21 protein-coding genes are annotated in these 22513 nt (G+C 67.5%); 4 read left to right on the top strand and 17 right to left on the bottom strand.

All coding sequences use genetic code 11. From position 1 onward, the window contains the following. Together ASE86_RS16365 and ASE86_RS00865 are read left to right on the top strand one after the other, a co-directional pair. Positions 1-178 (top strand): P-II family nitrogen regulator (locus tag ASE86_RS16365; RefSeq protein WP_235524061.1); only part of this gene is annotated, 178 nt, incomplete at its 5' end. A 26-nt stretch (positions 179-204) separates the two neighbouring features. Further along, a complete protein-coding gene (locus tag ASE86_RS00865; protein ID WP_056426361.1) occupies positions 205-1626 on the top strand; it encodes an ammonium transporter in 1422 nt (473 codons plus the stop codon). Positions 1627-1836: 210 nt separating this feature from the next. Here the strand turns inward: ASE86_RS00865 and ASE86_RS00870 are convergent, their stop codons facing one another. The 7 genes from ASE86_RS00870 to ASE86_RS00900 all read right to left on the bottom strand — a co-directional run bounded on the left by ASE86_RS00870 (position 1837) and on the right by ASE86_RS00900 (position 10118). Then, complete coding sequence (locus ASE86_RS00870; RefSeq protein WP_056426364.1) at positions 1837-3414, bottom strand: GMC family oxidoreductase; 1578 nt, start codon at positions 3412-3414, stop codon at positions 1837-1839. Between the two features lie 89 nt (positions 3415-3503). Continuing rightward, positions 3504-4838: a PQQ-dependent sugar dehydrogenase gene (locus tag ASE86_RS00875; RefSeq protein WP_056421648.1), complete on the bottom strand. Its 1335-nt coding sequence runs from the start codon at positions 4836-4838 to the stop codon at positions 3504-3506. Positions 4839-4960: 122 nt separating this feature from the next. Further along, positions 4961-7159, bottom strand: coding sequence for a catalase/peroxidase HPI (gene katG, locus ASE86_RS00880; RefSeq protein ID WP_056421649.1), 2199 nt, complete (start codon positions 7157-7159; stop codon positions 4961-4963). Between the two features lie 263 nt (positions 7160-7422). Then, positions 7423-8334 (bottom strand): hemolysin family protein, encoded by a 912-nt coding sequence (locus ASE86_RS00885; RefSeq protein WP_056421650.1) that lies wholly within the window; start codon positions 8332-8334, stop codon positions 7423-7425. Positions 8335-8344: 10 nt separating this feature from the next. After that, positions 8345-8857, bottom strand: coding sequence for an rRNA maturation RNase YbeY (gene ybeY, locus ASE86_RS00890; protein WP_056421651.1), 513 nt, complete (start codon positions 8855-8857; stop codon positions 8345-8347). Between the two features lie 9 nt (positions 8858-8866). Further along, the gene (locus ASE86_RS00895; protein WP_056421652.1) at positions 8867-9049 is read right to left on the bottom strand and encodes a ribbon-helix-helix protein, CopG family; all 183 of its coding nucleotides are present in this window, start codon (positions 9047-9049) and stop codon (positions 8867-8869) included. Between the two features lie 67 nt (positions 9050-9116). Beyond that, on the bottom strand, positions 9117-10118 hold the full coding sequence (locus ASE86_RS00900; protein WP_056421653.1) for a PhoH family protein: 1002 nt from the start codon (positions 10116-10118) through the stop codon (positions 9117-9119). A gap of 173 nt (positions 10119-10291) precedes the next feature. Between ASE86_RS00900 and ASE86_RS00905 the strand changes: the two genes are divergently transcribed. Then, positions 10292-10726 (top strand): pyridoxamine 5'-phosphate oxidase family protein, encoded by a 435-nt coding sequence (locus tag ASE86_RS00905; protein ID WP_056421654.1) that lies wholly within the window; start codon positions 10292-10294, stop codon positions 10724-10726. Here the strand turns inward: ASE86_RS00905 and ASE86_RS00910 are convergent. The 8 genes from ASE86_RS00910 to ASE86_RS00945 form a co-directional block, all read right to left on the bottom strand. After that, complete coding sequence (locus ASE86_RS00910; protein ID WP_235523947.1) at positions 10713-11618, bottom strand: DMT family transporter; 906 nt, start codon at positions 11616-11618, stop codon at positions 10713-10715. The two genes, ASE86_RS00905 and ASE86_RS00910, sit on opposite strands and share 14 nt — an antisense overlap. A 10-nt stretch (positions 11619-11628) precedes the next feature. Next, positions 11629-12930, bottom strand: coding sequence for a tRNA (N6-isopentenyl adenosine(37)-C2)-methylthiotransferase MiaB (miaB, locus tag ASE86_RS00915; protein ID WP_082441577.1), 1302 nt, complete (start codon positions 12928-12930; stop codon positions 11629-11631). A 35-nt stretch (positions 12931-12965) separates the two neighbouring features. Beyond that, positions 12966-13715: a lysophospholipid acyltransferase family protein gene (locus tag ASE86_RS00920; RefSeq protein ID WP_056421656.1), complete on the bottom strand. Its 750-nt coding sequence runs from the start codon at positions 13713-13715 to the stop codon at positions 12966-12968. Between the two features lie 132 nt (positions 13716-13847). Then, positions 13848-14270, bottom strand: a complete 423-nt coding sequence (locus tag ASE86_RS00925) for a Fur family transcriptional regulator (protein WP_056421657.1) — start codon at positions 14268-14270, stop codon at positions 13848-13850. Between the two features lie 72 nt (positions 14271-14342). Further along, positions 14343-14822, bottom strand: a complete 480-nt coding sequence (locus ASE86_RS00930; protein ID WP_056421658.1) for a GNAT family N-acetyltransferase — start codon at positions 14820-14822, stop codon at positions 14343-14345. Next, complete coding sequence (gene tsaB, locus ASE86_RS00935; RefSeq protein WP_056421659.1) at positions 14819-15430, bottom strand: tRNA (adenosine(37)-N6)-threonylcarbamoyltransferase complex dimerization subunit type 1 TsaB; 612 nt, start codon at positions 15428-15430, stop codon at positions 14819-14821. The genes ASE86_RS00930 and tsaB overlap by 4 nt, the downstream gene beginning before the upstream one ends. Positions 15431-15434: 4 nt before the next feature. Next, positions 15435-16028 carry a malonic semialdehyde reductase gene (locus ASE86_RS00940; protein WP_056421660.1) on the bottom strand — a complete coding sequence of 198 codons (594 nt, stop codon included), beginning with the start codon at positions 16026-16028 and terminating at the stop codon, positions 15435-15437. A 55-nt stretch (positions 16029-16083) separates the two neighbouring features. Beyond that, a complete protein-coding gene (locus tag ASE86_RS00945; RefSeq protein ID WP_056426369.1) occupies positions 16084-16659 on the bottom strand; it encodes a NifU family protein in 576 nt (191 codons plus the stop codon). Positions 16660-16774: 115 nt separating this feature from the next. On the opposite strand from ASE86_RS00945, the gene ASE86_RS00950 reads away from it, so the two are divergent. After that, positions 16775-19678 (top strand): M16 family metallopeptidase, encoded by a 2904-nt coding sequence (locus ASE86_RS00950; RefSeq protein WP_082441581.1) that lies wholly within the window; start codon positions 16775-16777, stop codon positions 19676-19678. Positions 19679-19721: 43 nt separating this feature from the next. Here the strand turns inward: ASE86_RS00950 and ASE86_RS00955 are convergent, their stop codons facing one another. Together ASE86_RS00955 and ligD are read right to left on the bottom strand one after the other, a co-directional pair. Beyond that, positions 19722-20387 carry a DedA family protein gene (locus ASE86_RS00955; protein WP_056421661.1) on the bottom strand — a complete coding sequence of 222 codons (666 nt, stop codon included), beginning with the start codon at positions 20385-20387 and terminating at the stop codon, positions 19722-19724. Between the two features lie 238 nt (positions 20388-20625). Next, positions 20626-22513: DNA ligase D (gene ligD / locus ASE86_RS00960; RefSeq protein ID WP_082441810.1), on the bottom strand; the 1888-nt coding region annotated here is incomplete at its 5' end.

Consider the following 22513-nt stretch of genomic DNA (forward strand, 5'->3'; position numbering starts at 1 on the left):
CATGGTGCCCAAGATCAAGATCGAGGTCGTCTGCGCCTCCGACGTCGCGCCGGGCGCGATCGAGGCGATCCAGGCCGCGGCCAACACCGGCGCGATCGGCGACGGCAAGATCTTCGTGCTCGATGTCGGACAGGCGGTGCGCATCCGCACCGGCGAAACCGACCAGACCGCACTGTGAAATCCCGGGCTCTGAGGGGGGACATGATGAAACAATGGATCAAGGGCGCGGGGACCGGCCTCGCGATGTTCGCGGCGCTGCCCGCCTGGGCACAGGGGGCGGCGGCCACCCCGCCCGCACCGTTCGTGCCGACCGCCGAGATGGTCAACAAGGGCGATGTCGCCTGGATGCTGATCTCCTCGGCGCTGGTACTTATGATGTCGGTGCCCGCACTGGCGCTGTTCTACGGCGGTCTCGTCCGTACCAAGAACATGCTGTCGGTGCTGATGCAGGTGCTGACGATCGTCTGCGTCGCCGCACTCGTTTGGTTCGGCTGGGGCTATTCGATGGCCTTCACCTCGACCGGCACGCCCTTCCCGAAGCTGTTCGGCGGGCTCGACAAGGCGTTTCTCGCCGGCGTCAGTCCGACGACCTTCGCCGCGACCTTCTCCAACGGCGTCTATCTGCCGGAATATGTGTTCGTCATCTTCCAGATGACCTTCGCGTGCATCACGCCCGCACTGATCGTCGGTGCGTTCGCCGAACGCGTGAAGTTCACGCCGCTGGTGATCTTCACGGTCGCGTGGCTGACGCTCGCCTATTTCCCGATCGCGCACATGGTCTGGTACTGGGCCGGCCCGGACTTCCTGCCCGCCGCACCGAACGACAGCGGCCTGCTGTGGGGCTGGGGCGCGCTCGACTTCGCCGGTGGCACCGTGGTGCACATCAACGCCGGCATTGCCGGCCTGATCGGCTGCATCGTGATCGGCCCGCGTCTCGGCTACAAGAGCGAGCCGATGCCGCCGCACAGCCTGGTCATGACGATGATCGGCGCGTCCCTGCTGTGGGTCGGCTGGTTCGGGTTCAACGCGGGATCGGGACTTGAGGCCAATGCGTTCGGTGCACTGGCCTTCATCAACACGCTGACCGCGACAGCCGCCGCCGGCGTCGCCTGGGCCGTCATCGAACAGATCGTCCACAAGAAGCCGTCGCTGCTGGGCGCTGCCTCGGGCGTCGTAGCCGGCCTGGTCGCGATCACCCCGGCTGCGGGCTTCGCCCATCCGGGCACCGCCATCCTGCTGGGCGTCGTCGCCTCGGCCGTCTGCTTCCTGTTCGTCACGAAGGTGAAGAACGCGCTGAAGTACGACGACTCGCTCGACGTGTTCGGCATCCACTGCGTCGGCGGCATCATCGGTGCGGTCGGCACCGGCATCGTCGCCGACCCGGCGCTCGGTGGCCAGGGCTGGATCGACTATACCGCCCCCGTCGCCAAGGCCGGCGCCTACGACATGGCGGGCCAGGTGATGACCCAGCTGTGGGCGGTCGGCACGACGGTGGTCTGGACCGGCGTCGTCTCGACCCTGCTGTTCCTCGCGCTCAAATACACCATTGGCCTGCGCCCGTCGGCGGATGTCGAGAAGGAAGGCCTCGACATCAACGAACACGGCGAGCGCGCCTACAACTACTGAACCAGGTTCCTCCTGCGGACGACTGGGCCGGTGGCGAAAGCTACCGGCCCGTTTTTTTGGTCACTGGTAGCCGCGCTCTTCCTCGCGTTCGTGCGCGGCCTCTTCCTGCACGGCCTCCATCTCGCCTTCGTCCTGTTCGGGCGTCTTCGTCTGCTCGGGATCGTCGATCATCGCATCGTCTCCTCTGGGGAGACAACAACGCGACAGCCGTCAGCGAAGGTCCGCGGCGATGTAGTCGGCGCAGCGTTCGCCGATCATGATCGCGGGTGCATTGGTATTGCCGCCGATCAGCCGCGGCATGACCGAGGCATCAGCGATCCACAGCCGATCGACCCCGCGCACCGCCAGCCGCGGCGTGCAGACCGCGGCATTGTCAGACCCCATCCGCGCGGTTCCGACCGGGTGATAGACGGTGTCGGCGCGCGCCCGGATCAGCCGTTCGAGCGCATCGTCGTTGCCCAGATCGATCGGGTTGCGATCGCGCCCGCCCAGCGCCCGCATCGCCGGCGCCTCGAGGATGCGGTACATCGACCGCACGCCGCGCATCAGCGTATCGACATCGCCACGCGCGCTGAGGAAGGCCGGGTCGATCGCGGGCGCGGTGCGCGCATCGCCATCGACAAGCCGCACCGTGCCACGGCTTTCCGGGCGCAGCACGCAGACATGGCAGCTGTAGCCGTGCCCCTTCAGCTTCACGCGGCCATGATCCTCGACCAGCGAAATCACGAAGTGATATTGCACGTCGGGCGCCGGCAGATCGGGCAGCGTCGCGACGAAGCCGCCGGCTTCGGCAAAGGGCGTCGTCATCGGCCCCGTCCGGTTGCCGAACCAGCGCGCGATGCCGCCGATCCCGGCCAGCGATCCCTTCAGCGACCGCCCGAGTAGTCCGGGCGCATCGCAGTCGAACGTCGCGACATAGTCGATATGATCCTGCAAGTCGGCGCCGACCGCCAGACGGTCGATGCGGACGGGCACGCCGTGTTCGGCCAGATGCCGCGCCGGGCCGATGCCCGACAGCATGAGCAACTGCGGCGTGGCAAAGGCCCCGCCCGCCAGCACGACGCCGCCGTTGGCCCGCACGACATGGCGCTGGCCGTCGCGCGCGACCGCGACACCCCAGGCGCGCCCATCCTCGAACAGCACGCGCTCGGCAGTCGTTTCGGTCAGCACCGACAGGTTCGGCCGCTGGGTCAGATAGCCGCGTGCGCTCGTCCAGCGCTCGCCGTCCTTTTGCGTGACCTGGTACAGGCCGACCCCGTCCTGCCGCGCGCCGTTGAAGTCGGGATTGACCGGGATTTGCAGGCTGGCGGCGGCGTCGATGAACGCCTGCGACGCCGGGACGACATGGCGCTGGTCGCTGACCCACAGCGGCCCGTCGCCGCCGTGCCAGGGGTCGGCACCGCGCCCGTTCGATTCCGACCGGCGGAACCACGGCAGCACGTCGTCGTAGGACCAGCCATCGCAGCCAAGCGCCGCCCAGGCGTCGTAGTCGCTCGGATGCCCGCGGACATAAAGCATCGCGTTGATCGCGCTCGATCCGCCCAAGCCCCTGCCCCGCGGCTGATAGCCCCGGCGGCCGTTCAGCCCCGGCTGCGGCACCGTGCGATAGCCCCAGTTTGTCGCCGGCGTCTGGAACGGGATCGCGCCCGGCATCCGCGTGCGCCAGCCATTATTGCGGCCGCCCGGTTCGATGACCGTGACGGTACGCCGCGGGTCCTCGGCCAGGCGCCCGGCGACCGCGGCACCGCCCGATCCGCCCCCGATGACGACGATGTCCGCTTCCTCGATCACATCGCCCAATGTGCCCGATGCGGCAGGGTGCGAAAAGCGGTTAGCGTGGGCCGGCTGTCCCATAGCCGCACCGTCGGAGGCAGCGGTTACTGCCGACCGCCGGCCGCCCGCACGCGCCAGATGACGTTGCCGACATCGTCCGCCACCAGCAGCGCACCGGTCGCGTCGGTGATGACACCGACCGGTCGACCCTTTGCCTTGCCTTCCTTGTCGAGGAAACCGGTCAGCACGTCGATCGGCTTGGCGCGTGGATCGGGAAAGGCGTTGGCGCCGAAGGGAACGTACAGCACCTTGTAGCCCGCCTTGGGTTCGCGGTTCCATGATCCGTGCTGGCCGACGAACGCGCCGCTGGTGAAGCGCGCACCCAGCTTCGCATCGGCGGCAAACGTCAGGCCGAGCGAGGCGGTATGCGGCCCCAGCGCGTAATCGGGGCGCTTGGAATATTCCTGCAATCCGGGATTCTTCGGTTCAACCCGTGTGTCGGGATAGCCGCCCCAATAATACCAGGGCCAGCCGAAATTATCGCCGAGGTCGACCGCCGCCATATAATCGGGCGGCACGTCGGAGCCGAGCATGTCGCGTTCGTTGACGACGGTCCACAGCCGCTGCGATCGCGGCTCGATCGCCAGGCCGACCGGATTGCGCAGACCCGCCGCGTACAGGCGCTTGTACTTGGCGTCGGGGAAGACCTGAAGGATGCCGGCCCGATTCTTCTCCACGTCCATCCCGTTCTCGCCGATGTTGGAGGCCGAGCCGACCGAGACGTACAGCGTCTTGCCATCGGGCGCCGCGACCAGCCCGCGGGTCCAGTGATTGCCGCCACCGGGATAGGTGGTCACGACCTCCGGCTTGGCAGGGATCTTCGTCGCGCCGGGCACGTAGCGCACGCGGACCAGCGCATCGGTGTTGGCGACGTACAGCCAGTCGCCGAGCAGGGCCATGCCGAACGGCGAATTCAGCCCGGTCATGAACGTCGTCTTCGTTTCCGCCACACCGTCGCCGTTTGCATCGCGCAGCAGCGAGATGCGGTTGGCCGACGGCGTGCCGGCGCCCGCCCGGCCCATCAGCAGTTTCATCACCCAGCCGGTGATCCCACCCCCTTTTCGCGGCGGCGAATTGCTTTCGGCGACCAGCACGTCGCCGTTCGGCAGGCGGTACATCCAGCGCGGGTGGTCGAGGCCGGAGGCGAACGCGGCGACCTGAAGCCCCGCGGCCGGGGTCGGCTTGCCACCGTTCCAGCCGACGACTTCGGCGACGCCGATCGTCGGGAACCACTGCTTGCGCGGCTCGGTGATGTTGGGCCGCACGCCCATCACCGCCTCGACCGGCAACTGCGCGACATCGGGCCGGGTCAGGTAATAGGCCGCCCCCGCACCGATCGCGAGGAAGATGGCAAGGACGATGAGGATGTGTTTGCGCATGACGCCCAAGCTAGAGCGCGCAGCGATCCGGCGCAATTGGCGAGCGCGTGCAGCAGACAGCAAAACGGCCGCGGGGTGGGAGAACCCCCGCGGCCGTCCTGCATTCGATCCTGCCGGCGCGTTTACGCGGCGAGATCGAACCGGTCTGCGTTCATGACCTTGGTCCAGGCCTTGACGAAGTCCTTCACGAACTTCTCCTCATGGCCCGTTTCGGCATAGATTTCAGCGACCGCACGCAGTTCGCTGTTCGAACCGAACACCAGGTCGGCGCGGCTGGCACGCCAGGTTTCGTGCCCGCCGGTCCGGTCGGTCGCGACATATTCCTCGTCGTTGCTGCCCTCTACCGCCTTCCAGACATTGGTCATGCCGAGCAGATTGACGAAGAAGTCGTTGGTCAGCTGGCCCGAGCGCTTGGTGAAGTGGCCGTGGCCACGCTCGCCGTGGTTGGCGCCCAGCACGCGCAGGCCACCGACCAGCACCGTCATTTCCGGCACCGACAGGCCGAGCAGGCTGGCGCGATCGAGCAGCATTTCCTCGGTCTTCACGCGCAGGCGCTTGGGCTGATAGTTACGGAAACCATCGGCCTGCGGCTCCAGCGGCGCGAAACTGTCGACGTCGGTCTGCTCCTGCGTCGCGTCGCCGCGACCACCGGTGAAGGGCACCGGAACCGAGAAGCCCGCGTCCGCAATCGCCTTTTCCAGACCGACGACGCCGCCCAGCACGATGGCGTCGGCCATCGACAGGTTGCCGCGCAGGCCGTCCAGGGTTTCCAGCACCTTCGCCAGCATCGCCGGTTCGTTGACGTCCCAGTCCTTCTGCGGGGCGAGCCGAATGCGTGCACCGTTGGCACCGCCGCGGTGGTCCGACTTGCGATAGGTCGAGGCAGAGGCCCAGGCGGTCTTGACCAGCTGGCTGACGGTCAGGCCGCTGTTCGCGATCGCGCTCTTCACCGCGGCGACATCGGCGTCCGACGGGGTGGTGCCGGCGGGAACCGGGTCCTGCCAGATCAGGTCTTCGGCCGGGACTTCCGGGCCGAGGTAGCGGACCTTGGGTCCCATGTCGCGGTGGGTCAGCTTGAACCAGGCGCGGGCGAAGGCGTCCTTGAACGCTTCATGGTCATTGCGGAACCGCTCGCTGATCGCGCGGAATTCCGGGTCGACCTTCAGCGCCATGTCGGCGGTCGTCATCATCGTCGGGACCTTGATGTTCGGATCCCAGGCGGCCGGCGCCTTGTCTTCTTCCTTCTGGTCGATCGGCTGCCACTGCTGGGCACCGGCCGGCGAGCGGACGAGTTCATACTCATAGTCGAGCAGCAGGCGGAAATAGTTCTCGCTCCACTCGGTGGGGGTGTTCACCCACGCACCCTCGATACCGCTGGTGACGGTATGCTCGCCGATGCCGCCGCTCTCATGCGAGCTGACCCAGCCGAAGCCCAGCGCGGCGAGATCGCCGCCCGCCGGCGCCGCGCCGAGCAGCGAGGCGTCGCCGTTGCCGTGCGCCTTGCCGAAGGTGTGCCCGCCGGCAGTCAGCGCGACGGTTTCCTCATGGTTCATCGCCATGCGCTCGAACGTCGCCTTCATGTCGCGCGCCGACAACAGGGGATCGGGATTGCCGCCCGGACCTTCCGGATTGACGTAGATGAGGCCCATCTGGATCGCGGCCAGCGGCCCGTCGAGTTCCTCCATGCCCTTTTCCGGGTCGATGCGGGTCTGGACGCCTTCGTTCACCCACTGGTCTTCCTCGCCCCAGTAGATGTCCTTTTCGGGCTCGAAGACGTCGGCACGACCGCCGCCGAAGCCGAACACCGGGCCGCCCATCGATTCGATCGCGACGTTGCCGGTCAGGATGAACAGGTCAGCCCAGCTGATGTGCTTGCCGTACTTCTGCTTGATCGGCCACAGCAGGCGCCGCGCCTTGTCGAGGTTGCCGTTGTCGGGCCAGCTATCGAGCGGCGCGAAGCGCTGCTGACCGCTGTTCGAGCCACCGCGGCCGTCACCGGTGCGGTACGTGCCGGCGGCGTGCCAGGCCATGCGGATGAAGAACGGGCCGTAATGACCATAATCGGCCGGCCACCACGGCTGGCTGTCGGTCATCAGCGCGACCAGATCGGCCTTCAGCGCGTCGTAATCGAGCTGCTTGAAGGCTTCGGCATAGTCGAAGTCGTCGCCCATCGGATTGACCGGGCCGTTCGGCGACAGGATGTCGACCGCCAGCGCCTGCGGCCACCAGTCGCGGTTGGTGCGGCCGAGCAGGCTGCGCACACTCTGGTCGAACGGGCAACCGCCGCCGTTTTTGTCGATCGAACCCGTCTTGGCATCCATGTCTCGTCTCCTCTTCACGCGCTCGCGCGGGAGGAAAGCGCGGGCGTCGTGGCGAATGGGTGTGGCATCCGGGCTACACGACGATGACTGATCGACCAAATGCGAATTTGCGCAGGCACTGATCGGTTCGAGCGATGAAGGGTATCATTCCGGCCAGCTTATTCCGTTCGCCCTGAGCGTGTCGAAGGGCTGCGTTTCTTATCGCCGTACGCCCGCGGCTCGAAGAGCGGTGCTTCGACAAGCTCAGCACGAACGGGATGGCGTCAGGCCTCGACACCCTCCGGCACTGGCCGCGGCGGGTGCAGGCGCAGCTTCGACACCCGCTTGGCGTCCGATTCGACCACTTCGATTCTCCAGCCGCTGCCGTGGACTAGCGTTTCACCCGCCGCCGGCACATGGCCCGCGAGCACCACCGCCAGGCCGCCGATCGTGTCGACATCCTCGTCGACGTCGCCCAGCCGCGGGTCGATCGCCTCGGCGATGTCCTCCAGCTCGGCGCGCGCATCGGCCTGCCAGGCGCCACCGCCCAAGGGCACGATCAGCGCTTCGGGCGCGTCGTCATGTTCGTCCTCGATCTCTCCGACGATCTCCTCGATCAGGTCCTCGATCGTGATGAGGCCTTCGGTGCCCGAATATTCATCGAGCACGATCGCCAGGTGCGTGCGGCTGGCGCGCATCTGCGCCAGCAGGTCGATCGCGCCCATCGATTGCGGGACATACAGCGGCTGGCGGATCAGCCCCTCGATCGTCGCCGGCTTCTCGACCCCGGTCGCCAGAATCGCGAACACATCCTTGATGTGGACCATGCCGACGATCGTATCGAGCTTTTCGCGGTACACCGGCAGGCGGCTGTGGCCGGCGTCCGCGAACAACGCGACCAGCGCGTCGAAGCTGGTGCCTTCCTCGACCGCGATCACGTCGGCGCGCGGCACGCCCATGTCGCCCGCGTCGCGCTCGCCGAAATGCAGCAGGTTCTTGAGCATCTGGCGCTCGATCGGCGCCAAGTCGCCCGCGATCGGGCGGGACTGCTCGTCATCGTGCCGCTCGATGACTTCCTCGAGCTGATCGCGCAGCGTCTCTGACGATTCGTCGCCGAAGATCAGGGTGCGAAGCCCCGTCCAGATGCTGCCATTTTCGGAGTCGCCGTTTCCGGCGCGACTTCGGTCCTCGGCCATATATTCGAGTTCAATCCTCGCGGATCAGATAGGGATCGGAAATGCCGAGGCCGGCGAGCACATCGCGCTCCAGCCCCTCCATCGCCTCGGCTTCCGCGTCGGTGCCGTGGTCGTGGCCTAGCAGATGCAATGTGCCGTGGACAACCAGATGGGTGGCGTGATCCTCGACCGACACGCCCTTGTCAGCCGCTTCGCGTGAGCAGACGCCGTGGGCGAGGACGATGTCGCCCAGCAGGACTTCGCCGTCGTCGGAGCCTTGCGTGACGGAATCAAGCAGGTCGGGCTGGACCATGGGAAAGGACAGGACGTTAGTCGGCTTGTCCTTGTCGCGGTACTGGCGATTGAGCGTGTGGACCTCGTCGTCGGAGGTCAGGCGCACCGCGATCTCGATCTGGACGGGATGGTCCAGCCAGTCGCGCTGCGCCGTGGCGGCGATGGCGGCGGTGGAGGCACGGGTGGCCAGCGCCTCCCAGTCGGTGGCTTCGGTCCAGGGCTCTTCGCGAAGGACGGCGATATCTATCATGACGGACGCTTAGATCGAGTAGGGCCGGCAAGTCACGCGGTCTCGAGTAAAGAGGGTGCTTCGCTCGTCCGCCTCGCCCACGCTTTCACCGAGCGACATCAACGCATCCTTCAGGATCGCGGCTCGGGATCGCCCTTCGTTCTTAGCCAGGGCATCGAGCTTGGCGACGACTTGCTCGTCGCGGATCAGCATACCCACTGCCATCCTCCCAAACCATCGACACACAAAGACTGAGCGGCCACAGGAAAGGTTTCGTCCTTCAACCGTCCTGCCCTTCATAAGCCTCAACGATCCGGCCGACGATCGGATGGCGGACCACGTCGGCGGTCGAGAAGCGGGCCACCGCAATGCCCTCGACCCCCTCCAGCCGGGCGACAGCGTCGGCCAGGCCCGACCCTGCAACGCCGCCGGGCAGATCGACCTGCTTCGGGTCACCACAGACGACCATGCGGCTGCCTTCGCCGAAGCGGGTCAGGAACATCTTCATCTGCGCCGGCGTGGTGTTCTGCGCCTCGTCGAGGATGATGAAGGCGTCCGCCAGCGTCCGGCCGCGCATGAAGGCGATCGGGGCGATCTCGATCTCGCCCGACGCGATGCGCCGTTCGACCTGTTCGGCCGGCAGGCAGTCGTGGAGCGCGTCGTACAGCGGGCGGAGATAGGGATCGACCTTTTCCTTCATGTCGCCGGGCAGGAAGCCGAGCTTCTCGCCCGCCTCCACCGCCGGTCGCGACAGGATCAGCCGCTGGATGCTGCCGGTTATCAGCTGCGACACGGCCTGCGCGACGGCGAGATAGGTCTTGCCGGTCCCTGCCGGCCCCAGCGCGAAGATGATGTCGTGGTTGACCAGGTCGCGCATGTAATGCGTCTGCGCGATGGTGCGCGGGACGATCGTCTTCTTGCGCGTGCGAATCATGATCGGCGGGATGCCGTGCCCGCGCTCGGTCGAGATGATGCCGTCGAGCACCGGCTGCGCGGCAAGCGCGATGACCGCATCGACCATGCCGGGGTCGATGTCCTGCCCCTGCAGGATGCGGGTGTGCAGGCCGTTCAGCACGTCGCGCGCCAGCGCCACCTGCTCCGCCGTCCCCTCTACCTGCACGCGGTTGCCGCGCGCGGTGATGTAGACGCCGAGCCTGTTCTCCAGTGCGACCAGGTTGGTGTCGAATTCGCCGAACAGCTGCGGCAGCAGCTCGGGACGGTCGAAGACGACTTCGGTACGGCTGCGCTCGCCGGACTGGGCGGGAACGGGCTTTCGGCTCATCGGGCTCCTTGGGGTCGCGTCACGATTTCGGGGAAGTGTGGCAGAGGGCCGGTGAAAGACAACGGCATTTGTGTGACGCCGTCGATTTGGGGAGCGCGGCGCCGGCGCGCAACCGGCGATACGGAACCGGACCGCGGCATCGCTCGCTTGGGCCCTGAAAAGGAGTGCCCGCCATGGCCAAGTCCCTGACCGATCTCGCCGACATCATGCGCGACATCGACTTCACGATGCTGTCGACCAAGACCGCCGACGGCGGCATCGCCGCGCGACCGATGAGCAACAACGGCGACGTCGACTATGACGGCGACAGCTGGTTCTTCGCGCTCGACACGACGCATACCGTGCAGGAGATCGAAGCGGACGCGAACGTAGGACTGACGCTGCACGGCAACACCGGCCTTCTCGGCAAGCCGCCCGTCTTCATCGCGGCGGAGGGCAAGGCGCAGATCGTGCGCGACAAGGCCGCGTTCGAGAAACACTGGGTCAAGGACCTCGACCGGTGGTTCGAACAGGGTGTCGACACGCCAGGCTTGGTGCTGATCCACGTCCACGCCGACCGTATCCATTATTGGGACGGCGAGGATCAGGGCGAGATCAGGTTCGCCTGACCGCCCGGTTGCCCAGCAAGCCGACGACCAGGCCCGCCAGGATCAGCGTCATGCCGACCGCATGATAGCCATGCAGCGCTTCGCCGAGCAGCGCGGCGGCCAGCAGCGCGCCGAACAGCGGCATGAGGTTGATCGTCTGCCCCGCCCGCCCGGCGCCGAGCGCGGCGACACCCGCACCGAACAGCAGGTAAGACAGAAGCGACGGGAACACCGCGACATAGCCGACCACCGCGATCGTCGTCGGCGTCCAGTTGACCTGCGCTCCGCGCGCCAGTTCGGCGATGGCGAACGGAACAAGTGCGGTGAGGCCGACGGCAAAGGTCGCCGCGAGAAAAGCGAGCGGATGCACGGCCGGCTTGGTCCGCAACAGGCTGGTGTAGAGCGCCCAGATGACCACTGCGGTCAGGATCAGCGCGTCGCCGCGTCCCAGCACGAAACCGGTCAGCAGCGCGGGATCGCCGCGGAAGACGATGACGGCGACGCCGATCGTCGACACCGCGACACCGGCAACCGCGCTCCACCCCGGCCGGACGCCGAAGATCAGCCGGTCGCAAACGAGGACCAGCGTCGGAATGAGCGCCTGGAGCAGCAACCCGTTGCTCGCGGTCGTGTAATGCAGCCCGAGATAATAGAGCGCGTTGAACGCCGCGACGCCGAGCAGGCCGATCGCGACGACCCGTGGCCAGGCCGCAAGCAGGATCGCCCGGTCGCGCACCAGATGCCCCCAGGCGAACGGCAGCAGCAGCACCAGCGCGCCGGCCCAGCGCATCAGGCTGAGCGTCGCCGGCGGTATGTCGTCGCGCACCAGCCGCCCGGCGATGGCATTGCCCGACCAAAACAGCATCGCCGCCGCCAGCATGGCGTACGGCCGCAGGGCACGGCGGTCGGTCACAAACGCCGGATCAGGCCGCGCGGGCGAGGACGGGCGTTCCGAACAGGGCGTTCGGACCGCTGCCGGTGATGGCGACCTCCAGCAGCGTGCCGATCGCGGGGCCGTTTTCGACCACCACCGATTGCAGCCACGGCGACTTGCCGATCATCTGGCCGGGCTTGCGACCGGGGCGTTCGATCAGGATCGCGCAGCGCTTGCCCACGGTCGCGGCGTTGAACGCCGACTGATCGCGGCCGAGCGCTTCCTGCAACCGCGCAAGACGCTCGACCATGACTTGCGGCGCGATCTGGTCGGGCAGGTCGGCAGCGGGCGTGCCGGGTCGCGGCGAATATTTGAAGCTGAAGGCAAAGGCATGGCCCACTTCGGCGACCAGGCTGAGCGTATCGGCGAACTCGGCCTCGGTCTCTCCCGGAAAACCGACGATGAAGTCGCCTGACAGCGCAATGTCGGGACGGACAGCACGGACGCGGTCGAGGATGCGCAGATAGCTGTCGCGCGTATGGCTGCGGTTCATGGCCTTCAGGATGCGGTCGCTGCCCGACTGCACCGGCAGGTGGAGGAACGGCATCAGCGTCTCGACATCGCGGTGCGCGTCGATCAGCCCCTGCGTCATGTCGTTGGGGTGGCTGGTCGTGTAGCGGATGCGCTTGAGGCCGGGGATGGTGTCGAGCGTGCGGATCAGGCTGCCCAAATCCTCGCCGTCCGAGCCCCACGCATTCACATTCTGCCCGAGCAGCGTGATTTCCTTGGCCCCCGCATCGACCAGCGCCTTTGCCTCGTCGACGATCGCTGCGAACGGCCGGCTGATCTCGGCCCCGCGCGTATAGGGAACGACGCAATAGGTGCAGAATTTGTCGCAGCCCTCCTGCACCGTCAGGAAGGCCGACGGACCGACGCGACGACGTGCCGGCAGCGCGCCGAACTTGCTGAGCGCGGGCATGTCGGTGTCGATCGCCGCGGTGCCCTTTGCCGCATCGGCCACCAGTTGCGGCAGGTTGTGATAGGCCTGCGGACCGACGACGACGTCGACCTTGGCGCGGCGCACGATCTCGGCCCCTTCCGCCTGCGCCACGCAGCCGGCGACCGCGATCATCTGGTCGGGCCGGTCCTTCTTCATCCGGCCGATGTCGGAATAGACCTTTTCGGTCGCGCGTTCGCGGATGTGGCAGGTGTTGAGCACGACCAGGTCGGCATCCTCACCAGCCGCCGCGGTGTAGCCGGCCGCCGCCATCGCCTCGGCCATCCGTTCGCCGTCGTAGACGTTCATCTGGCAGCCGAAGGATTTGACGTGAAAGGTTTTTGGCGCGGTCATGATCGGGCGCCCTTAGCCCGAAACCGCCTGCATCGCTAGGCAGCGAGCATCCGCGCGCGTGCCTCCGCCGCCACGGCCTTGCGTCCCGCCAGTCCTGCGGGATCGAACGGTTCGAGGAACGTCAGCGTCGCGGTGAAGGTGCCGCGCCGCGACAGCACGCGCCGCGCGTTCACCGCGCCGGGTTCGTCGCCCAGCCAGGCGATGTCCGCCATCGCCGTGCCATAGTCGATCAGCACCGGCTGGACGCGGACGCCCGGCGGCGGCGGATCGAGTACGGCAAGGAGCGCCGGCTTGAACGGCAACAGCGTCTGTCCGTCGCCGGTCGTCCCTTCGGCGAAGATGGTGATCGACCACACTTCGGCCAGCGCGTCGCGCAATTCGGCGATCTGGTCGGCGATGCTCATCCGCGCGGTCCGATCCACGAACAGCGTGCGATTGAGGCCGCAGAGCCAGCCGATCACGGGCACCTTTTCCAGATCGGACTTGGCGACGAAGGCGGTGCCGTTGCGCCCGGCGAGCAGCGGGATGTCGAGCCAGCTCAGGTGATTCGACAGGAACACGACGTCGCGTGTCAACGAGCGGCCGATCGTGTGGCGGCGCGCACCGATGATCCACGCGACCGCGGCGAGGAAATACATCGGCCAGGGCGAGGACAGGCGGAACAGCCGCCACAGGCCGTGGAAGGGGAGTGCGAGGATGAGCGCGAGGGCGATGCCGGCGAGGCGCGTGGCGAAGCGGAAGTTTGCCGCGAGGGAATAGCGGGGATTTGCCGAAGTCGCGGTCATGTCACCACCCCACTGTCATCCCCGCGCAGGCGGCGATACATAGTCGTTGAATGTGCGGCTCTTTTCGCGACGGCAGCCACAATTTATTCCCGCCTGCGCGGGAATGACGGCTGAGAGGTATGTGCCTGATCCTCACACCTTGCGGTCTAGACTGACCCCGTACAGTTCCATCCGATGGTCGACCAACCGGAAGCCCAGCCGTTCGGCGATCTGCTTCTGGAGCAGTTCCAGCTCGGGATCGACGAATTCGATGACCTTGCCCGTCTCGACATCGATCAGGTGATCGTGATGCGCTTCCGGGGACGGTTCGTAGCGTGCACGGCCGTCGCCGAAGTCGTGGCGGTCGAGAATCCCCGCCTCCTCGAACAGACGGACGGTCCGATAGACGGTCGCGATCGAGATGCCGGGGTCGATCGACGAGGCGCGCTCATAGACCTTTTCGACGTCGGGATGATCCTCCGCTTCCGAAAGGACGCGCGCGATGACCTTGCGCTGTTCGGTGATGCGCAGGCCCTTCTGGTGACACAGGGCTTCGAGGTCGATCTTGCGAGGCATGGGCGTGATGTAAGGGATGCGGGCCTGCGTTGGAAGCGCAAGCGACTCGCAATTTCGGCGCGGGACGAAGGGTCAGTCGATCAGCGGCAGCGCATAGGTGTGGGCGTCGAACGCCTCGCCGGTCAGCCCGCGGTAATAGGCCCGGCGCTGGCCGACCAGGGTGAAGCCGTGCGCGCGGTAGAGTTCGAGCGCGGAATTGCCCGCGCGCATTTCCAGGTGCAACCGCTCGGCCCGCTTGTCGCGGGCATCGGCGATGACGCTGCGCAGCAGGGTGCCGCCGATACCGCGGCCACGGCGTTCGGGCTCGACCGCCAGCAGCAGCAGCTCGCCGTCGCCTGCGACCGCGCGCGCCATGGCGAATCCGACCAGCGCATTGCCTTCGCTCGCCAGCGTCAGCCACACGCCCTGGAGCGCCAGCATCCCGATGCACTGCGCCGACGACCATGCCTCACCGAAGCGGGGATCGAACGCGCGGTTCATGATATGGACGACACCGGCCAGGTCGTTGACGTCGCCGGTGCGCAGGTCGATCAGCCGCGGCGCCGTGCTCATTTCGGCGCCTGCGGTTTCGCATCGGGCGCGCGACCGTAGATCGGCCGCGGCGGCAATGTGCGGAGCGCCGGCGGCAGCAGGATCGCGCGCGCGGCATCCGGCAGCGCGTCCACCCCCGCTGATTCGCCCAGCCGGCGCACGCCACTGCCGATCGCCGGACGCGCGCCGATGACGCCCAACGCCGCGTCGGGCTTCAGCGAAGCAAGCGCGCCCGCAGGCGCCAGGGGGCGATCATAGGGTTGCACGAACAGCTCACCGTGCCCGCCTTCCAGCACGACGGCAAGACTTTCCCAATCCATGTTATCGGCAAGGCCCGCGGCGGCGATCAGCGCGGTCGAGCTGTAGCCGCTGACGGGCACGCCCCAGCCGATGCCGAGACCGATGGCGGCCGCGATCCCGACGCGCACGCCGGTGAAGCTGCCGGGCCCGCAATCGACCAGGATCGCATCCGCCCGGCCGCCGTCCGGCAACTCGGCGATCATCGGCACCAGCCGTTCGGCATGGCCACGATCGACGACGATATGGCGGTGCGCCACGACACGCTCGCCATCGATCAGCGCGACCGAGCAGGCCGCGGTCGCGGTATCGATAACGAGCGTCGTGACCAAGGGATCAGGCGATCCGGTTGAACTTGGCGAAATCGGGCCGCGGGCTGCGATCGAAGATCGTCGACGGATCGCCATAGCCCAGCGTGGAGATGAAATTGACCGTCACGCCCGGCTGGTCGGCGAAGAACGCCTTGTCCACCGCACCGCCGTCGAAGCCCGACATCGGTCCGGTATCGAGGCCGAGCGCCCGCGCCGCGATGATGAAATAGGCGCCCTGCAATGACGAGTTGCGAAAGGCCGACGCCTTGCGCAGGTCGAGGTTGCCGTCGAACCAGGACTTCGCATCGGTGTGCGGGAAAAGCTCGGGCAGATACTCGTGGAAATTCTCGTCCATACCGATGACGACGGACACCGGCGCCTTGCGGATCTTGTCGGCGTTGCTGTCGCTGGCGCAGCCCGCGAGCTTTTCCTTGGCGTCGTCGCTGACGCACCAGACCAAGCGCGCGGGCAACTGGTTGGCCGAGGTAGGACCGAACTTCATGACATCCCAGATCGCTTGGAGCTGCTCCTCGGCGACGGGCTTGTCGAGATACCCGTTATAGGTGCGCGCGGCGCGGAAGATCGTGTCGAGCGCGGTGTCGTCGAGCGGCTGGCCCATGTGCAGGTCTCCGTTGGTCGGTCGGTTGCGAGAAAATCGAAGCGTGGGGTCGGAATCAGACCGCGCGAACCTCGGTCACTTCGGGGACGTAATGGCGCAGCAGCTGCTCGATGCCCTGCTTCAGCGTCGCCGAGGACGACGGGCAGCCGGCGCACGCGCCCTGCATCTGGAGATAGACCTTGCCCTTGTCGAACCCGCGATAGACGATGTCACCGCCATCGTTGGCGACTGCGGGACGGACGCGCGTCTCGATCAGCTCACGGATTTGCGCGACGATGTCGGCGTCAGCCGGGTCCTCCCCGAAGGTCGCATCGTCGCCCGGCACGCTGATGCCCGCGGCCGAGCCCGGCCTGAACAACGGCATGTTGGCGCTGAAATGGTCGAGCAGGACGCCGAGCACGTCGGGCTTCAGCCCCGTCCAGTCGACGCCCGGCGCGGCGGTGACGCTGACGAAGTCGCGACCGAAGAACACGCCGGTCACGTCGCCCAGGCCGAACAGCGCATCCGCGAGCGGCGATGCCTCCGCTTCCTCGGGCGTGGCGAAATCGCGCGTGCCGGCATCCATGACGATGCGGCCGGGCAGGAACTTGAGCGTCGCCGGGTTGGGCGTGACTTCGGTTTCGATCAGCATGGCGTCCATGTGGGCCGGCGCGGCCGTGCGATCAAGCACGGTCGAGCGAAACGCTGCGTTGCGCCGCACACGGTTCAGCTAGCCGCAAGGTTGTCGGTCGCCTAGACTGGCGGCGATGCTACGTCCCACCCGGCTGAGCCGCGTCGCCTTCGCCACGCTCCCGTTCCTCCTGATCGCAGGCGCGCTGCCCGCACAGCAAGCGCCGCAACCCGCCGCCGCGACCGTTCAGGCCCCCGCGGTTGCGGTCGACAGGAGCGCGTGGCTGTACAAGGGCAGCGACATCACCCCCGATCCCGACTGGCGGTTCGGGACGCTGCCGAACGGCCTGCGCTATGCGGTGCGCAAGAACGGCGTACCGCCGGGACAGGTGTCGATCCGGGTGCGGATGGACGTGGGCTCGCTCCACGAGCGCGACAGCGAACGCGGCTTTGCGCATCTGATCGAGCATCTGAGCTTCCGCGGCTCGGAGCATGTCCCGGACGGCGAGGCCAAGCGCATCTGGCAGCGGATGGGCGTGACCTTCGGTGCGGACACCAACGCGTCGACCAGCTTCACCCAGACCGTCTACAAGCTCGACCTGCCGATGGCGAACCAGACCGGGCTGGACGAGAGCCTGAAGATCCTGTCGGGCATGATGGCGGGGCCCAGCCTGACGCAGACCGCGCTCGACGCCGAACGTCCGGTCGTGCTGTCGGAGGCACGCGAGCAGCCGGGGCCGCAGGTACGGCTGGGCGATGCGACGCGCGAGGTGTTCTTTGCCGGGCAGCCGCTGGCCGACCGCTCGCCGATCGGCACGACCGAGACGCTGTCGAGCGCGACCGCAGCGGCGGTGACGGCGTTCCACGATCGCTGGTATCGCCCAGAGCGTGCGATCGTCGTCGTTTCGGGCGACATGGACCCGGCGTTGTTCGAAGCCGCGATCGTCAAGCATTTCGCCGACTGGCGCGGCAATGGCGCGGCGGTCCCCGCCCCCGATTTCGGTACGCCGAAGCCCGCCAAGACCGATACCGCGGCGCTGGTCGAGCCGCAGTTGCCGACGCTCGTCAGCCTGGCCTGGCTGCGGCCGTGGACGGTCGGCGACGACACGGTGATCTTCAACCAGAAGCGGATGATCGACATGGTCGCGGTCCGCATCGTCAACCGCCGGCTGGAAAGCCGCGCGCGCGGCGGCGGCAGCTTCATCTCGGCGGGCGCGAATCTGGAGGACATCTCGCGGTCGGCCAACGCGACTCTCATGAACATCCTGCCGCTCGGCAATGACTGGCAGACCGCGCTGAAGGACGTGCGCACCGGCATCGCCGACGCGATCGCGACCCCGCCGACGCAAGGCGAGATCGACCGCGAGCTGACCGACATCCAGACGTCGATGAAGGCGTCGGTCGCGCAGGCCTCGGTCGAGGCAGGCGCGAAGAAGGCCGACGACCTGGTCGATGCGGTCGATATCAAGGAAACGACGACCACCGCACAGACCAGTCTGGGCATCCTGCAGGATGCGATCGCGAAAAAGATGTTCACGCCCGCCGCGGTCCAGGCATCGGCCAAGGCGGTATTCTCGGGCGTCGCGCTGCGCGGGGTCGTCAACACCCCGCAGCCGTCCGAAAACGCTGCCGCCGCGCTCCAGGCCGCGCTGACCGCCGAGATGAAGCCCGGAGTCGCCGCGAACAGCAAGCTCGCTGCGATCGGCTTCGATGCGCTCCCCAAGCTCGGGGCCCCGGGCAAGGTCGTCGCGCGCAGCATCGCGGTCACCGATCCGAAGATGGAGAAGGTGACCTTTGCCAACGGCGTCAACCTGCTGCTGTTCGAGAACCCGTCGGAGGCAAGCCGCGTCTATGTCCGCGTACGCTTCGGCCGCGGGCTGGCCGGACTGCCGGCGGATCGGCAGACGCCGGTCTATGCCGGCGACCTGGCGCTGGTCGCCAGCGGGATCGGCAAGCTGGGGCAGGAAGAGATCGACCGCATCACGACCGGGCGACGGATCGCGCTCGATTTCGCGGTGGACGAAGACGCGTTCCTGTTTGGCGCGACGACCTCAGCCGAGGATCTGGCCGACCAGTTGAAGCTGATCGCGGCCAAGCTGAGCACGCCGGGCTGGGACCCCAATCCAGTCGCGCGCGCCAAGGCCGTGATGCTGGCCGGCTATGCCTCGCAGGCTGCCTCGCCCGATGGTGTGCTGGCCCGCGATCTCGACCGGCTGCTGCATGACGGCGACCCACGCTGGGGCACGCCGTCGCGCGCCGACCTGGAAAAGCTCGACGCCAGGTCGTTCCGCGCGTTCTGGGAACCGATCCTGGCAAGCGGGCCGATCGAAGTGCAGATCTATGGCGACATGAAGTCCGACGCCGCGATCGCCGCGGTCGCATCGTCGCTCGGCGCGCTCAAGCCGCGCAAGGACGCGCCGGTCGCCACCGCGCCGATCCGGTTCCCCGCACCCACCACCACCCCGGTGACGCGCACGCACGACGGGCGCGATACGCAGGCGGCGGCGGTGATCGCCTGGCCGACCGGCGGCGGCAGCGACGGCATCGCGACCGGGCGCAAGCTGGAAGTGCTGGCCGCAGTCTTCCGCGACCGGCTGCTCGACAAGCTGCGGTCCTCGGCCGGCATCAGCTATACGCCGAACGTCGCGTCCAATTGGCCGGTAGGGCTGAGCGGCGGCGGGCGGATCATGGCGATCGGCAGCGTGCCGCCGGACAAGACCGGCTATTTCTTCGACCTGTCGCGCGAGATCGCGGCGGATCTGGTCGCTCGGCCGGTCGATGCCGACGAACTGCGTCGCGCGCTGGTGCCGGTCGTGCAGTTCGTCGCGCGGCTGTCGACCGGCAACCAGTTCTGGCTGATGCAGACCGAAGGTGGCAGCACCGATCCCAAGCGGCTGGCGGCGCTGAACACGATCGCGACCGACCTGACGACGATCACGCCGTCCGAGCTTCAGGCGCTGGCCGCGCAATATCTGGTGCCGGCCAAGGCGTGGACGATGACGGTGTTGCCGAAGGACGGGGCGGCTGGCGCTGCGAAGTAGTCAGCTCGTCCCCGCGCAGGCGGGGATGACGATAGTTGAGGCTCTACCCCTCCGCGCGGTCGATCGCGGCCAGTTCCGCCTTCGACCGTTTGATCGCCTTCAAGCGGTGGCGGACGTACCAGATCACCGCGACGACCAGCACGACGCCGATCACCGCGTCGAGCGAATGGAACACCGCCCGCACCCGCGGATCGCCATGCCACGCCTCGCCCAGCGCCCGCCCGACCCAGGCAAGTCCGAAGCAGAACGGCCAGCTGCCGATGAAGGTGTAGATGTGGAACGGCACCAGCGGCATCCGCGCGACCCCGGCGGGAAAGGCGATGAAGGTGCGGATGACCGGCAGCAGGCGCCCGACGAACACCGCCGCCGATCCCCAGCGCGCGAAGAAGCGGTCGGCGGCGTCCAGTTCGTCCGCGCCGATCAGCAGATATTTGCCGTAGCGCAGCACGAACGGCCGCCCGCCGCGCTTGCCGACTTCATAGGCGACGACCGATCCCAAATTGCATCCGAGCGCGCCTGCCGTCGCGGCGAGCCAGATGTCCATCTTGCCCTGGCTGACCAGATAGCCGGCGAACGGCATGATGAGTTCGGACGGCAGCGGCACGCACGCGCTTTCGATCGCCATCAGGAGCGCCACGCCCCAGTAGCCGGTGGCTTCGATCACGCTGATGACGATGTTCGCGAGGAAAGACAGGATGTGCTCGACCATGGGTGGGCCCGTGGCGGATGCGCGCGCGAAAGGCCAGCCTGATTCGGACAGCCGACCGGGCGACCCACCTCGCCTCCTCGCCGACCTGGGCCCGCGGCACCGCCTTGAGCAAGCGACCGTCGCATAGTCCTCGTCCCCGCGCAGGCGGGGTCCATCTCCTGGCCTCGCCGCAGTCTTTGGCGGTTGTACTGCAAGGCTGATGCGGGAGATGCCCCCCCGCCGGCGCGGCGGTGAGGCCTCAAACCTCGGGCAGCACCTGATCCGACGTCCCCCAGTGCTTCAGCGACCGCCCGTTCGCGCGCTCCAGCAACGTGTCGAGATCGCGCGCCGTGAACGCCGCCGGGCTCTCGATGTCCTTCAACTCGCTCCACGTCACCGGCGTCGCCACACCTGCGCCGGCACGGGCGCGCACGACATAGGGCAGCACGGCGGTGCTCCCGCGCTGGTTTCGCAGCCAGTCGATGAAGATGCGCCCCGTTCGCTCGGCCTTTTTCATGTTGGCGGTGAAGCGCGTCGCCTCCGCCTCCCCCAGCGCGCGGGCGAAGCGTTCGGCAAAGGACTTGACCGCCGGCCACCGGGCGTCGGGCTTCAACGGCACGATGACGTGCACGCCCTTGCCCCCCGACAGCATCGGATAGCTGGTCAGGCCGATATCGGCGAGGTGCTGCTTGATGTCCTCCGCCGCGCGCTTCACGTCGTCGAAGCCGAGGCCTTCGTCGGGATCGAGATCGAAGACCATCCGATCGGGCCTTTCCACGTCGGCGACCAGGCTGCCCCAGCCGTGGAATTCGATCGTGCCCATCTGGACGCAGGCGAGCATCCCATCGGCGCTGTCGATATAGAGATAGGGTTCGGTCGATCCATCCTTTTCACGGATATCGACGTGGTGGACGTGCGTGCCAAACGACCCGGCGTCGTGTTTCTGGAAGAAGCATTGTTTCGCGCGCCCCTGCGGACAGCGGACCAGGCTGATCGGACGGTTGGCGAGCCACGGCAGCATCGCCGGCGCCATCGCCTCGTAATAGGCGGCCAGCCTGCCCTTCGTCAGCCTGCTGGTCGGATCGATGATGCGATCGGGGCTGCTGATCGTGACCGACGATGTCGACGCCGGAGGATCGGCGGGCCGTTCCGCGACCACCTCCGCGGCCGGCTTGTCCTCGCGCAGGCCCAGGAAGCTTGCATGGCGCACGACATTCTCGGCGGTGAATTCGGCGAACGCGACTTCGGCGACCAGTTTCGGGCTGACCCAGTGCGCACCGCGTGCCGCCGCACGGGGCACATCGACCGGCGCGGTCTTGCGTGCCAGCCGATCCAGCCGGGCGCGCAGATCGAGCATCGTGTCGTTCGAGAACCCCGTCCCGACTTTCCCCGCATACCGCAACCCGTTGGGGCCGTTCAGCCCGAGCAACAACGCCTTGAACCCACGGCCGGCCTTGTCGCTTTCCGACCAGCCGATGACGACGAATTCCTGGCGCTGCGTGCATTTGATCTTCACCCAGCCTTTCGTCCGGGTGCCGCGATAGGGCGCATCGGCCCGTTTCGACACGACGCCTTCGAACCCTTCCGCACACATCGCCGCGAACAGCTTCTCGCCCGATCCGACGATGTGTTCGCTGTAGCGCACCGTATCGTCGGTGCCGTCGAACAGCGGACGCAGCCGCGCCTTGCGCTCCACCAGCGGGCGAGCTGCCAGGTCTTCTCCGTCGAGTTCAAGCAGATCGAACGCAAACAGCGCCAAGCCATCGCCGCCGCTCGAAATCGCGTCCTGCAGGGTGGAGAAATCGGGTTTGCCATCCTTGAACGCGACGATCTCCCCGTCGATCAGCGCGCTGTCGACCGACAGGTCCGCCGCAGCCGCCGCGACGCCGGGAAATTTCCCGGTCCAGTCGAGCCCGGTGCGGGTGAACACCTTCGCCTTGCCCCCGGCCACCGCGACCAGCGCGCGGTAGCCGTCGTATTTCATCTCGTGGAGCCAGCCGTTGCCGGCCGGTACGCTGTCGACGAGGGTACAGAGTTGCAGGGGACGGAAGTTCGGAATTCCTCCCCGCTCGCGGGGAGGGGGACCGCGACGCGAAGCGGCGTGGTGGAGGGGGCGGGCCGCAACCGACTCGCTCGCGGAAGCCCCC

Source organism: Sphingomonas sp. Leaf33 (assembly GCF_001421785.1).
Taxonomy (GTDB): Bacteria; Pseudomonadota; Alphaproteobacteria; order Sphingomonadales; family Sphingomonadaceae; genus Sphingomonas.